This is a genomic window from Virgibacillus flavescens, assembly GCF_050574275.1.
GTDB lineage: Bacteria > Bacillota > Bacilli > Bacillales > Amphibacillaceae > Virgibacillus_F > Virgibacillus_F flavescens.
This window is the reverse complement of record NZ_CP192260.1, coordinates 2,618,224-2,632,206: the sequence shown is the minus strand read 5'-3', so window position 1 is coordinate 2,632,206 and position 13,983 is coordinate 2,618,224. Positions and strand designations below refer to the sequence as shown.

Here is a 13,983-nt window from a genome sequence, read left to right as displayed (position 1 = left end):
TTTTTCTTGATAGAAAAGGGACTTGGATGGAGGGGTGTGTTTTGCAGTGGTATCAATTAGACAAAGAATCACTTGAAGAACAGCTTCACGTTAAAACAGAAGAGGGACTTAAGTCAAAGCAAGTCGAAACAAGAAGAAAACAACATGGTGCAAATGAGTTGGAGTCAGGGAAAGAAACTGCAAAATGGTTAATTTTTATTAAACAATTTCAGGACTTTATGGTTCTGGTATTATTGGCTGCGACATTAATTGCTGGGTTACTAGGCGAGTTTATAGATGCGATAGCTATAATGGTTATTGTTTTTGTTAACGGATTTATCGGTTTTTTTCAGGAACAGAAGGCAGAGAAATCTTTGGCAAAATTAAAAGAATTATCCGCTCCTTTTGCTTATGTGTTAAGGGACAAAGCATGGGTGCAATTGCCATCTAAAGATATTGTAGTGGGGGATATTGTACAAATTAGAAGTGGTGACCGAATTCCTGCTGATATTAGAGTAATAGACTCAAAAAGTATGGAAACAGAAGAGTCTACTTTGACAGGAGAATCCTTGCCGGTTCCTAAGTATTCAAATTCAATTAGAAAAGATGATCTCGGCCCACAAGATCAATCGAATATGGCGTTTATGGGTACTTTGGTCACTAGAGGTTCTGGTATTGGTATTGTTGTTGGCACAGGGATGAATACCGCAATGGGACAAATTGCATCTCTCATGGTTAAGACGAAGAAAACCATTACCCCACTGGAACATAAACTAGCAGAACTAGGGAAGATATTGATTATCGTTGCACTTATTCTCACTGCATTGGTGGTTATAGTTGGAGTCTATCAGGGACACCCTGTTTACAACATGTTTCTTGCTGGAGTATCACTTGCCGTCGCTGCGATTCCAGAGGGATTACCAGCGATTGTTACGGTGGCTTTATCACTTGGGGTCCAGCGAATGATTAAGAAGAAAGCTATTGTTCGAAAACTTTCTGCTGTCGAAACCTTAGGAAGTGCATCCGTAATATGCTCAGATAAAACCGGGACCATGACTGAAAATCAGATGACAGTTAAAGAAATTTATGTGAATGATAAAATGGTGAGCGTTACAGGTGAAGGATACGATATTCTCGGAGATTTTTATTCTAACAATTCCAAGATTAATCATCAATTTCCACAGCTTAAATCTATGCTTTTGTATGGAATGCTTTGTAATAATGCTTCGTTAATGGTTAAAAAAGGTAAAAATTATATTAATGGTGATCCAACTGATGGTGCACTACTTGTAGCTGCCAGAAAATTGGGTTTATCAACGGCTGATGGAGAAGTGTATCGAGTAGTGAGAGAAATTCCATTTGATTCAACAAGAAAACGTATGAGCATGATCGTGGAAGATGAAAATAAACGTCAATTTCTGATCACAAAAGGCGCTCCGGATGTTTTATTGCCGAGGTCAAACTCAATACTTTCCAATAACGAAAAACGCTTAATGAGAGCGGACGACAAAACAAAAATAAATGCTGTAATAAACGGAATGGGTGAGAAAGCATTACGCACGATCGCAATTGCAATCAAACCGATAACTTCTGTCAGTAAACAGGATGAGGGAATACTAGAGAATGATCTTACATTTATTGGCTTATACGGTATGATCGACCCGCCTAGAAAAGAGGTAAAAGCGGCTATCGAGTCATGTAAGGAAGCTGGAATTAAAACAGTTATGATTACGGGAGATCATGAGAAGACTGCACGAGCAATCGCCATCAATTTAAATCTGCTGCCTGAGGATGGGCTAGTTCTTGATGGATATCAACTAAATCAGATGTCCCAGAAAGAGTTAATTGAAATTATTGATCGTGTATATGTTTTTGCTCGAGTTACTCCTGAGCATAAGTTGAAAATAGTAGATGCTTTTCAACAAGTTGGTCATATTGTAGCGATGACTGGTGATGGAGTTAATGATGCTCCAGCGATTAAAGCCAGTAACATTGGGATTAGTATGGGACGTAGTGGAACGGATGTGGCGAAGGAAGCATCATCTCTTATTCTAATGGATGATAACTTTGCTACAATTAAAGCAGCCATTCATGAAGGACGAAATATCTATGAAAACATTCGAAAGTTTATCCGTTATTTATTGGCTTCAAACGTCGGTGAAATATTAGTAATGCTTTTTGCCGTAATGCTTGGTCTGCCGTTACCTCTTGTACCGGTTCAAATATTGTGGGTCAATTTAGTAACGGATGGCCTTCCTGCATTAGCTTTGGGACTTGATCAGCCAGAGTCAGATGTTATGAGCAGAAAACCCAGACATCCAAAAGAGGGAGTGTTTGCTAGAGGATTGGGCTTTAAAATAGTTAGCAGGGGTATCTTAATAGGACTCGTGACCTTGTTCGCATTTATGATGAGCTATCAGGATAATCCTGATAACCTGATTTATGCGCAGACAATGGCGTTTACCACACTTGTTATGGCACAGTTGATCCATGTTTTTGACTGCCGGAGTGAGCGTTCTGTCTTCACGAGAAATCCTTTTGGTAATAAATATTTGCTGCTGGCAGTATTATCGTCTGTTGTTTTATTGTTATGTGTGATCTATTTTGAACCATTACAACCAGTATTCCATACAGTATTCCTTGGTGTTCGGGACTGGATATTTATAGTAGCATTAAGTGCAATCCCAACCGTATTTTTTGGGTTCACAAAAAAATGAAAAACGTAGTCGAATGACTAATACCAATACTTCTTCCTTTTATTTACGAAGGAAGGAGTTTTTCTTTTTCGTCTAAAAAAGGTATAATAGAAAGAGTGAGCAAAAACGAGCTTCCGAAATGGTTGAGTTTTGCATGAAATATTTATTATAATATACATACTAAAGATTACAGAAGCACGAACAGAGGTACTTCTAAGGGGGAGCTAAGTTTGAGTTTAAGACTAATTAATATAGGTTTTGGTAATGTAGTGTCTGCCAACCGTATTATTTCTATTGTTTCACCAGAATCAGCACCAATCAAGCGAATTATTACCGTAGCAAGAGAAACGAATAAACTAGTCGATGCTACTTATGGCAGACGCACAAGAGCTGTAATTATTACAGACAGTGATCATGTTGTACTGTCAGCTGTTCAGCCAGAAACAGTAGGTCAGCGTGTGTTAAGCCATGAAGAAGTTTCAGATGAATAATAGGAGGTACTGCTTTGATTGATCAAAAAGGGATATTGTTTATTCTTTCAGGCCCGTCCGGCGTTGGCAAAGGAACGGTTCGAAAAGAACTTTTTGACCAGGATACGGAATTGAAATACTCCATATCGATGACAACGAGAGATATGCGTCCAGGTGAAAGAGATGGGATAGACTATTTTTATAAATCAAAAGAAGAATTTGAATCGTTGATTGAAAATAATCAGCTGTTAGAATATGCGAAATATGTCAATAACTATTATGGAACTCCTCGTGAATATGTGGAGAAGACATTGGAAGAAGGTCACGATGTCTTTCTGGAAATTGAGGTTCAAGGAGCTTTGCAAGTACGAGAAAATTTTCCGGAAGGTGTATTTATCTTCCTTTTTCCACCTAGTTTAGATGAATTGAAGAATAGAATTGTAAATCGAGGAACCGAATCACAGGAACTTGTTTTAAACCGGTTGCGCGAAGCCAGAAAAGAAATAGAAATGATGGATGCTTATGACTATGTAGTCGTGAATGATCAAGTTCAGCTGGCAGTTCGGAAAGTACAATCTATTATTCAAAGTGAACACTGTAAGCGAGAAAGAATAGAAAAACAATACAAACAATTACTGGAGGACGAAATCTCATGATGTTAGAACCGTCAATTGATAAACTACAGGAAAAAATTAATTCAAAGTACACCTTGGTGACATTATCATCACGTCGTGCCAGACAAATGCTGGATACGAATTCAACGCTAATTGAAAATCCTAAATCATTTAAATATGTAGGTATAGCGTTAGAAGAAATACTAGAAGATAAATTGTATGTTACAGATAAGTAATAAATAATTGTTGCCCCTCGCTTACTAATCGCGAGGGGTTTTGATTATTTCATTGTAAAATATTTAGATTTGTATCTGTTTTATGGTATAACTGAGAGAAGAAATTGGAATAAAAGGGGCTCGAAAAAATGATTAAGAATAAAAATATTCTTTTAGGTGTATCTGGAGGAATAGCCGCTTATAAAGCTTGCGCATTGACGAGTAAATTAACACAAGCTGGTGCGAATGTTCGAGTAATAATGACTCGAAATGCCTCCGAATTTGTATCTCCACTTACATTTCAAGCACTATCAAGAAATCCCGTTTATATAGATACCTTCGATGAAAAGAACCCACAAAAAATAGCGCATATTGATGTAGCAGATTGGGCGGATCTTGTAATAATTGCTCCAGCTACAGCTAACATTATCGGCAAACTAGCAAATGGTATAGCTGATGATATGCTTTCGACAACACTTCTAGCAACACAAGCAGACGTGTATATTGCTCCTGCTATGAATGTGCATATGTATGCCCATCCAGCAGTTATTCAGAATATGAAAAAGCTTGAGGAATGGAATTACTATTTCATTGAACCGGGTGCAGGATATTTAGCATGTGGATATGTAGGCAAAGGACGTCTGGAAGAGCCTGAGAGTATTGTAAAAACAGTTGATCAGCATCAGCAAGCAAAAGGGATGGATGGCCATTTAAAAGGTAAAAACGTATTAATTTCGGCTGGTCCAACACGTGAAAAAATAGATCCCGTACGATATTTTACAAATCGATCCAGCGGTAAAATGGGTTTTGCCTTGGCTGAAGCCGCTGCTGAACAAGGGGCAGAAGTCACTCTGATTACTGGTCCAGTCAGTTTAGAAATAACGCACCCCATGGTAAAAAGAATAGATGTCGTCACAGCTGAGGAAATGTACAATTCGATGGTTGAACACTTTCCTAATAGTGATATCGTAATAAAATCTGCTGCAGTAGCAGATTATCGTCCAACGTATACGTTTGAAGAAAAGATGAAAAAACAGCCTGGTGAGTGGCACGTGGAAATGGAGCGTACACAAGATATATTGCAACGATTAGGCGAGCAAAAGAAGCATCAGTTTTTAGTCGGTTTTGCTGCTGAGACTACAAATCCGCTAGAATATGGGATTGAAAAACTGAGAAAGAAAAACTTAGATGCTATTTTAATCAATAATGTTTCCGTTCGAGGGGCAGGATTCGAAAGTGATACGAACGTTGGCACGTATGTTAATAAATCATTTAAGGCTGAAGAGATCCCATTGACCTCAAAAAAGGAATTAGCATTAACACTCCTAAAAAAGATTGATCGTGACATGAAGGATGATACGTTGTGAGCGTAGCAAAAGTTATCGTAGATGTTCCTGCAAAACAGATTAATCAGACTTTTGATTATAAAGTACCTGAGCAACTAGAAAAGGTTATTATGCCAGGTATGCGTGTGATTGTGCCATTTGGACCAAGGAAGATAATGGGATATGTAATGGAGTTAACGACAACTTCAAATTACGGTAAATTGAAAGAAATTATAGACGTACTTGACTTAACACCAGTTTTAACACGGGAGTTATTGGAGCTTGGTCAATGGCTCGCCGAAGAAACTATTAGTCTATTTATTATGGCTTATCAGGTTATGCTGCCTCAAGTACTAAAGTCGCAGTACAAGAAAGAACTGCAACGCATGACAGAAGATGAACTTGAGCCTGCACTGGAGAATCTATTTGCTGGTCGAGATACGATTACATATGAAGAATTTACTAACTCGAATATCAGCTATAATGAATTATTAAAGGTTATTAATAATGGAGAAATTTCAGTAGAGTATTTGGTGAAGTCACGAATAACGAAAAAGACGGAAACAATTATTAAACCAGTCGAGGATCAAAACTTGGAAGAAGCATACGAGGATTTATCACCAAATGCCAAAAAACAGAAACAATTATTAGGATATTTCATACAAAACCCTGATCCAATTCATAAAAAACAGCTAATGTCGCTAGTAAATACGAGTGCCTCAACGATTAAGTCATTGCTGGATAAAAAATTGCTGGTTTCTAGCCAAAAAGAAGTATATCGAAATCCATATGATGATGAATCGATTATCCGTACCAGCCGACTCACCTTAACGGATGAACAAGCGCAGGCAATAAAACCAATTAAAGAAACGATAGCTGATGACTCACATGAAGTCTATCTGCTTCATGGTGTGACAGGGAGTGGCAAAACTGAAATCTATCTTCAAGCTATAGAGGATGTAATTCGAAAAGGAATGGAAGCGATTGTGTTAGTTCCGGAAATTTCGTTAACACCTCAAATGGTTCACCGATTCAAAGGTAGATTTGGTTCAGATGTAGCCGTGATGCACAGTGCTTTATCAAGTGGGGAAAAGTATGATGAGTGGCGTAAAATTTATCGAAAAGAAGTGAAAGTTGTGGTTGGCGCAAGATCAGCTATCTTTGCCCCTTTTGAAAATATCGGAATAATAATTATTGATGAAGAGCACGAAACAAGCTATAAACAGGAAGACCAGCCAAGATATCATGCACGGGATGTTGCGATTGAACGAGGGAAAAATCATAGCTGCCCCGTAATCCTGGGTAGTGCAACACCGACCCTTGAAACATATGCCCGGGCAAAAAAGGGTGTCTACCAATTAGCTACATTGAGCAAACGTACAAATGAAAAAGATATGCCTGAAGTAGAAATTGTGGATATGCGCAATGAGCTCCACGCAGGAAACCGAACGATGTTTTCCCGAACGTTAAAAGAAAAAATTGAGAGTTGTTTAGATAAGAAAGAACAGATTGTTCTTTTACTAAATAGACGTGGTTATTCAACCTTTGTGATGTGTCGCGATTGCGGACATGTTAAAGAATGTCCTCATTGTGACATTGCACTTACCTTTCATAAAAATTCAAACCGGTTAAAGTGTCATTACTGTTCCTACGAAGAGCCAATGCCTGTCACCTGCCCGGAATGTACCAGCGATTTAATCCGCTATTTTGGTACAGGAACCCAACGTGTAGAAGAAGCTTTAACACAGCTTATTCCTGAAGCGAGAATTATCCGGATGGATGTTGATACTACAAGAAGAAAAGGGGCACACGAAAAACTGTTAGGTCAGTTTGGTGATGGTCAGGCAGATATATTACTGGGGACTCAGATGATTGCAAAAGGTTTGGATTTTGAAAACGTCACCCTGGTAGGGGTACTGACCGCAGACTCTATGCTGCATTTACCAGATTTTCGTTCATCCGAAAAGACGTTTCAACTTTTAACACAGGTAAGTGGACGTGCTGGACGGCATGAATTACCAGGTAAGGTTATTGTTCAAACGTATACACCGGATCATTATAGTATCGAGCTAGCAAGTCAGTATAAATTCACTGAGTTCTATATGAAGGAAATGGCAATGAGAAAAACATTTCACTATCCTCCATTTGTTTTTCTAGTGCTAATCACTGTTTCACATACCAATCAAATCAAAGTTATTCAGACCACACAAAAAATTGTGCAGTCATTAATACACTCTGTGAAAGAAGAAACAGTAATCCTTGGACCTACACCATCACCAATGGCTCGAATTAAAGACAGGTATCGTTACCAGTGTATGGTAAAATATAAAAACGAACCTAATTTACGTGAAATAATCCGAAATATTATAAATCAGTTTGAAGCAGATGTTCGGAAAGACAATTTATTAATATCTGTTGACATGCAACCTTATCAAATGATGTAGAAATGATGATAATTAGTAAAGAGATACAGAATTGGAAAGTAGGTTTTATTATGAAGAAAATAGTATTTATGGGGACTCCAGATTTCTCGGTACCAATTTTACGTCAACTTGTAAAAGAGGGATATGATATTCCCCTTGTTGTTACGCAACCAGACCGCCCTGTTGGCAGAAAAAAAGTTTTGACTCCTCCACCAGTAAAATCAGAAGCAATCGAACAAAACATTCCTGTCTTTCAGCCTGAAAAGCTGGCAAATGAGTATCAGCAAATAATCGATTTAAAGCCTGATTTAATTGTCACTGCTGCCTACGGTCAAATATTACCTTCTTCATTATTAGCAGCACCACCATTTGGATGCATTAACGTTCATGCATCTTTATTACCTGAACTTAGAGGGGGAGCACCTATACACCATGCTATTCTTCAAGGTAAGAAACAAACAGGAATCACCATCATGTACATGGTGGATAAGCTTGATGCTGGAGATATTTTAACACAGGAAGCAGTCGATATTCTAAACAATGACAACGTGGGAACCATGCATGACAAACTGTCGGTAATTGGTGCAGATTTGCTGATCGATACGTTACCTAAATTATTTAACAGTGAACTAACGCCTTTAGAACAAGACCACGCAAAGTCTACGTTTGCCAGCAATATTAAACGAGATCAAGAAAAAATTGACTGGACTAAGAATAATGATATGATTCATAATCAAATCCGTGGGCTAAACCCTTGGCCAGTAGCTTTTACTAAGTATCTGGGTAAAACGATGAAAATTTGGGAGTCTGAATTGGTCGATAATGAATACAACGGTTCACCTGGTGAAATAGTAGATATTATAAACAACGATAGATTTTTGGTATTATGTGGTAATAATAAAGGAATAATGATTACAGAAATACAGCCTGCAGGTAAAAAACGGATGTCGGTTAAAGACTACCTGATGGGTTCACAAGATCGAATAAAAATTGGAACAGTTTTAGGTGATACGAATGAATAATACAGTACGAGAAACAATTTTAAATTTATTACTGCGAATAGAAGATGAAAGTGGCTTTAGTCATCTCGTCATCGATCATGAAATTAAGTCGAATCAACTCTCGGACCGCGATGCGGGTTTTCTAACTGAAATTGTATACGGGACTTTACAACGAAAAATAACGCTGGACTATTATCTCGAACCTTATATTAATCCTGACAAAAGTGTAAAACCTTGGATTAAAACTTTATTGCGTATGTCGGTTTATCAAATGGCGTTTTTAGACAAAGTGCCGGATCATGCAATTATTAATGAAGCGGTTGAAATTGCCAAGAAACGCGGTCATAAAGGAATAGCTTCATTAGTAAATGGAGTTCTGCGTAATATACAACGTAATGGATACCGAGATACATCCGATATTTCATTACCAGGGAAAAGAATTTCAATTGAGACAAGCCATCCAGAGTGGCTGGTGGATCGATGGATAGAAATGTACGGAGTTGAGATTACTGAACTGATGTGTCAATCGAATCTTGAGAGGAAAGGGACTTCCATTCGGGTTCAGCCGCTCAAAATGAGCAGAGACGAAGCAATAAAGATGTTGAAAGAACTGGATTATGACGTACATAAATCATTGTTTTCGGAGCAGGGAATAGTAGTAAATAAAGGTAACATCTTAAGGACAGAACTATTTACTAATGGGTACATCACAATTCAGGATCAGAGTTCTATGCTGGTTGCTGAAATGTTAAAATTAGAAAGTGGTATGATGGTTTTAGATTCCTGCAGTGCCCCTGGTGGAAAAGTAACCCATATTGCCGAGAAAATGGGGAACAAAGGAAAAGTGCATGCCTATGATTTACATGCCAAAAAAGCAAAGAAAATTAATGATAAAACAAGCAAATTAGACTTAACGATAGTAGAAGCTAAACATGCTGATGCCAGGAAATTGACTGAATTCCATGAAGAGAAGACATTTGACCGCATCTTAGTGGATGCTCCTTGTTCAGGTCTCGGGGTAATCCGAGGTAAACCGGAAATTAAGTATTCTAAACAAGAATCCGATATTCATAACTTGGCAAAAATTCAATATGATATCTTGTCAGGTGTCGCATCATTAGTTAAAGTAAATGGTCTCATGATGTACACTACTTGTACGGTAGATAAGGAAGAAAACAATCAGGTTATCGCTAGCTTCCTAGATGATAATCCGGATTTTGAAGTTGACCACACTTTCTTTGAAGAACTTCCTGTTTTTCTATCTGAATATGCAGGATTATCAAAAGAAGGACTACAATTGTTTCCGCATACACACCAAACAGATGGTTTTTTTCTCACCCGTTTAATCAGAAAGGCATAATGAGTATGATTAGTATAGTTAGGAAAAATGGTATAGTTCTTCAATATTTATAAGCTTCGTGTAATAATGGGAATAGAATGAGACTAATTTTTTTACACGTAAGGAAGGTATACATGTTTAGAGCAAATGCCAGAATGAGTAAAACTTCGGCATTCGCTATTTAAGACGAGGCGAATGCCGAGTTTTACTAATGGCGAAATGCCAAGTTTTCTAAAAAAGGGGTGAAATGATGAGAGGGCAATTTAATACCGATCAGGGTCGTGTTAGAAATCATAACGAGGATGCTGGGGGCCTATTTTTAAATAAAAGTAATCAATACCTGGCAGTTATTGCTGATGGAATGGGCGGTCACCAGGCGGGAGATGTAGCAAGTCAAATGGCTACGTCCATACTTGAAAAAGAATGGCTAAATAGTAGTGAAATTAAAAATCCTGAAGAAGCAGAATCATGGTTAAAAACAACAGTACTTGAAGTGAATAAAGAAATTTATCAGAAGTCTATTAGCCAGGAAGAATGTAAAGGTATGGGAACTACCATTGTAATGACAATATGTACAGAAGAATTTATTACAGTTGCTCACATTGGTGACAGTCGGTGCTACATGGAAAATGATAAAGGATTCAGTTTACTAACAGAAGATCATTCACTGGTAAATGAACTTGTCAGATCAGGTCAAATCACGATAAATGACGCCGAGAATCATCCGCGAAAAAATGTTTTATTAAAAGCGGTGGGGACGGAAGAAGCTATTTATCCGGATATACGTACCATCTCCTGGGATTCAGGCGATAAGTTATTACTTTGTTCTGATGGATTATCTAATAAAGTTTCAGATAATGAACTACAGACTTTTATGGAGAACGAAGATTCAATAGATAATGCAGCAAATGGGTTAATAACACTCGCAAACGAACGTGGTGGGGAAGATAATATATCACTAGTGATTGTTCAACATGAATTACATAAGAAAGAAGGTGAACCTACGTGTTAAACGGTCGCCTTTTGAACGAACGCTATAAGATCAAGAACACGATCGGCGGGGGCGGGATGGCCAATGTATACCTAGCGCGGGATATTATCTTAGAGCGCGATGTTGCGCTGAAAGTTCTCAGACTGGAATATGCAAATGATGAAGAATTTATTGCCCGTTTTGATCGTGAAGCGCAATCTGCAACAAGTCTTTCACACCCAAACATTGTTAATATTTTTGATGTAGGGGAAGAAGATCACATTTTATACATGGTTATGGAGTATGTAGATGGGCTTACGTTAAAAGAATATATCCAAAAATATGGACCAATTCCAGTGGATGAAGCATTAGATATAATGAAACAAGTTAGTGCAGCAATAGGTCATGCGCATGCAAATAATATCGTACATAGGGACATAAAACCCCAGAATATATTAATCGATTCATATGGACAAGTTAAAGTAACTGACTTTGGTATTGCAGTAGCTTTGAGTGCTACAGCATTGACACAGACTAACTCCATTCTTGGTTCGGTGCATTACTTGTCACCAGAGCAGGCTCGCGGGGGTATGGCAACAAAAAAATCAGATATCTATTCACTTGGAATCGTGTTATTCGAATTGCTAACATCTCGATTACCTTTTTCTGGCCAGTCACCTGTGTCTATTGCACTGAAGCACTTACAGACTGATACGCCTTCGGTTAGAAGGTTTAATCAAGAAGTCCCGCAAAGCGTCGAAAATATTGTATTAAAAGCTACTGCAAAGGACCCTTTTAATCGATTTGATACTGTTTATGACTTGGAGGATGCATTAACTACGGCTTTGGATCCTGACAAATTAAATGAAGAAAAATTTGTACCAGCTACGGGTATCGGAGAGGAAACGAAAGCAATCCCGATTATTACCGATAATCATTTGCATGACAACAGTAATCAAAATACGATTGTGCATCAAACTAATGGTACAACAAAATCATTTACTGCAAGTGAAGAAGATAATCAAAAACAAAAGGGAAAGAAAAAAGAAAAAAAGAAAAAAAAGAAGAAAACATTTTGGATTTTGCTCATATTTATTTTGTTAGCCGTTGGTGTAGCAACAATGCTTGTTGTAACAAATCTGCTTCAGCCTGATGATGTTTCCATTCCCGATGTTGTTGATATGGAGTATGACGAGGCTGAAAATAAGTTACAGTCACTAAATTTAACTGCCGAAAAAGAAACAGCTTTTTCCGATGAAGTGGAAGAAGGAAAAGTTATTGGAACGGATCCTGCATCAGAAAGTGTTGTGAAGGAAGGATCGACCGTAACGATTGAGGTTAGTAAAGGTAAAGAAACCGTAATTTTTACAGACTATGTAGGCAAGAACTTTGATCAAATTAAAGAATTATTAGAAGAAAAAGGATATGAAGTGATTGGCTATGATAAGGTATCAGATAGTTCTTCAGGTGAAATTATTAGACAAATACAACCTGCCGCTGATTCAAAAGTAGTCCCTAGTGACACTCGAGTCATTTTCGAATATAGCAGTGGGCCAGAATTAATTAAACTAAATAATCTTGAAGGAATGACAGAATCTGAAGCGGTAAAAGATATTGAAGGTGAAAACTTAATTGCAAATATAGAAGAAGAGTTTTCAGATTCAACACCCGAAGGAGAAGTCATTAGGCAAAAACCTGAATCCGGAACAGAATTGGAAGAAGGATCGACAGTAAACATAGTTGTTTCAAAAGGACCAGAAGAGAAACCACCAGTTTCCAAAAAAGTGACGTTTACCGTACCTTATAATCCAGATTCTGAGCCTAACACAGAAAATCCCTCACCACAGGATCCTAAAAAAGAAGAAAAACCAGTTCCGCAATCTGTGAAAATTTATATAGAAGATGCTGAACATTCTATTTCAGACGTTTATAAAGAAGAAACAATAACGGAAGATAAAGAGTATGTAATAACGCTAACGATTGCTTCAAATCAAACTGCGGAATATAAAGTAATTCGGGATGGCGATGTATTTATAAATAAAACAGTTCAATATGAAGAGGGTGAATAGATGGCAAAAGGCAGAATTATTAAAGCACTCAGCGGTTTCTACTATGTCCAAACGGATCATGGTGTTTATCAGTGCAGAGGCAGAGGATTGTTTCGAAATCAAAATATCAATCCTCTAGTAGGTGACTTTGTAGAATTTGATATAAAGAATGACATGGAAGGATACCTAATTACGATAAAAAAAAGAAGTAATGAGTTAGTCCGTCCGCCTATCGCTAATGTAGACCGTGCGTTTATTATCAGTTCTGCAGTAGAGCCCTCGTTTAGTGCTTTATTATTAGATCGCTTTTTAGTTTTAATTGAATCAAAAGGTATAGAACCTGTGATTATAATTTCTAAAATAGATGTTTTATCCCCAGAAGATAAATTGATAATTGACAGTTATGCTAGCGCATATCAGGATATTGGGTATAAAGTTGAGCTGGTTTCATCCAAAGAACCTTTTGATATAAAAGGGGTTGAAGAATACTTTAGCGAGGGTGTGTCAGTAATTGCAGGTCAATCAGGTGTCGGCAAATCTTCATTATTAAATGCACTCAAACCAGAGTTGAAAATTAAAACAGATCATATTTCAAAAAGTCTTGGGCGAGGCAAACACACGACACGCCATGTTGAATTACTCCAATTATTTGGCGGATTGGTTGCCGACACACCGGGATTTAGTGCATTGGAATTTAATGAAGTTGAACTTGAAGACTTAGGTGAATGTTTCCCTGAGATTCGCGAGAGGAAAGGCGAATGCAAGTTTCGTGGCTGTATGCACAACAAAGAACCAAAGTGTGCCGTTAAGGCAGCAGTACAACAGGGAGAAATTTCACAATTTAGATATGATCACTATCTTTCATTTTTTGAAGAAATACAATCTAGAAAGCCGAGGTATTAA

General features: G+C 37.7%; 11 protein-coding genes. All 11 read left to right on the top strand.

The genetic code is table 11. The features are described 5' to 3' along the window. The first annotated feature begins 41 nt into the window (after positions 1 to 41). The 11 genes from VBD025_RS12775 (at position 42) to rsgA (ending at position 13,983) form a co-directional block, all read left to right on the top strand. The gene (locus VBD025_RS12775) at positions 42 to 2,696 is read left to right on the top strand and encodes a calcium-translocating P-type ATPase, SERCA-type (protein WP_430786047.1); all 2,655 of its coding nucleotides are present in this window, start codon (positions 42 to 44) and stop codon (positions 2,694 to 2,696) included. A 209-nt stretch (positions 2,697 to 2,905) separates the two neighbouring features. Then, positions 2,906 to 3,166, top strand: coding sequence for an extracellular matrix/biofilm regulator RemA (remA, locus tag VBD025_RS12770; protein WP_430786045.1), 261 nt, complete (start codon positions 2,906 to 2,908; stop codon positions 3,164 to 3,166). Between the two features lie 14 nt (positions 3,167 to 3,180). Then, positions 3,181 to 3,801, top strand: coding sequence for a guanylate kinase (gmk, locus tag VBD025_RS12765; protein ID WP_430786043.1), 621 nt, complete (start codon positions 3,181 to 3,183; stop codon positions 3,799 to 3,801). After that, positions 3,798 to 3,995 carry a DNA-directed RNA polymerase subunit omega gene (gene rpoZ, locus VBD025_RS12760; protein WP_430786041.1) on the top strand — a complete coding sequence of 66 codons (198 nt, stop codon included), beginning with the start codon at positions 3,798 to 3,800 and terminating at the stop codon, positions 3,993 to 3,995. The genes gmk and rpoZ overlap by 4 nt, the downstream gene beginning before the upstream one ends. Positions 3,996 to 4,123: 128 nt before the next feature. Continuing rightward, positions 4,124 to 5,341: a bifunctional phosphopantothenoylcysteine decarboxylase/phosphopantothenate--cysteine ligase CoaBC gene (gene coaBC, locus VBD025_RS12755; protein WP_430786039.1), complete on the top strand. Its 1,218-nt coding sequence runs from the start codon at positions 4,124 to 4,126 to the stop codon at positions 5,339 to 5,341. Continuing rightward, positions 5,338 to 7,743 (top strand): primosomal protein N', encoded by a 2,406-nt coding sequence (gene priA / locus VBD025_RS12750; protein ID WP_430786037.1) that lies wholly within the window; start codon positions 5,338 to 5,340, stop codon positions 7,741 to 7,743. The genes coaBC and priA overlap by 4 nt, the downstream gene beginning before the upstream one ends. 50 nt (positions 7,744 to 7,793) lie before the next feature. Further along, positions 7,794 to 8,744 carry a methionyl-tRNA formyltransferase gene (gene fmt / locus VBD025_RS12745; protein WP_430786035.1) on the top strand — a complete coding sequence of 317 codons (951 nt, stop codon included), beginning with the start codon at positions 7,794 to 7,796 and terminating at the stop codon, positions 8,742 to 8,744. Then, positions 8,737 to 10,083 (top strand): 16S rRNA (cytosine(967)-C(5))-methyltransferase RsmB, encoded by a 1,347-nt coding sequence (gene rsmB / locus VBD025_RS12740; protein WP_430786033.1) that lies wholly within the window; start codon positions 8,737 to 8,739, stop codon positions 10,081 to 10,083. The genes fmt and rsmB overlap by 8 nt, the downstream gene beginning before the upstream one ends. 226 nt (positions 10,084 to 10,309) lie before the next feature. Further along, positions 10,310 to 11,074 (top strand): Stp1/IreP family PP2C-type Ser/Thr phosphatase, encoded by a 765-nt coding sequence (locus VBD025_RS12735; protein WP_430786031.1) that lies wholly within the window; start codon positions 10,310 to 10,312, stop codon positions 11,072 to 11,074. Then, the gene (pknB, locus tag VBD025_RS12730) at positions 11,068 to 13,101 is read left to right on the top strand and encodes a Stk1 family PASTA domain-containing Ser/Thr kinase (RefSeq protein ID WP_430786029.1); all 2,034 of its coding nucleotides are present in this window, start codon (positions 11,068 to 11,070) and stop codon (positions 13,099 to 13,101) included. Before VBD025_RS12735 ends, pknB begins: the two co-directional genes overlap by 7 nt. Further along, positions 13,102 to 13,983 carry a ribosome small subunit-dependent GTPase A gene (gene rsgA, locus VBD025_RS12725; protein WP_430786027.1) on the top strand — a complete coding sequence of 294 codons (882 nt, stop codon included), beginning with the start codon at positions 13,102 to 13,104 and terminating at the stop codon, positions 13,981 to 13,983.

What these genes read in the sequence shown, in the direction of transcription:
- fmt (WP_430786035.1), top strand. Translation starts at nt 7,794, where the DNA reads ATGAAGAAAATAGTATTTATGGGGACTCCAGATTTCTCGGTACCAATT.
- rsmB (WP_430786033.1), top strand. Translation starts at nt 8,737, where the DNA reads ATGAATAATACAGTACGAGAAACAATTTTAAATTTATTACTGCGAATA.
- coaBC (WP_430786039.1), top strand. Translation starts at nt 4,124, where the DNA reads ATGATTAAGAATAAAAATATTCTTTTAGGTGTATCTGGAGGAATAGCC.
- rsgA (WP_430786027.1), top strand. Translation starts at nt 13,102, where the DNA reads ATGGCAAAAGGCAGAATTATTAAAGCACTCAGCGGTTTCTACTATGTC.
- VBD025_RS12735 (WP_430786031.1), top strand. Translation starts at nt 10,310, where the DNA reads ATGATGAGAGGGCAATTTAATACCGATCAGGGTCGTGTTAGAAATCAT.
- rpoZ (WP_430786041.1), top strand. Translation starts at nt 3,798, where the DNA reads ATGATGTTAGAACCGTCAATTGATAAACTACAGGAAAAAATTAATTCA.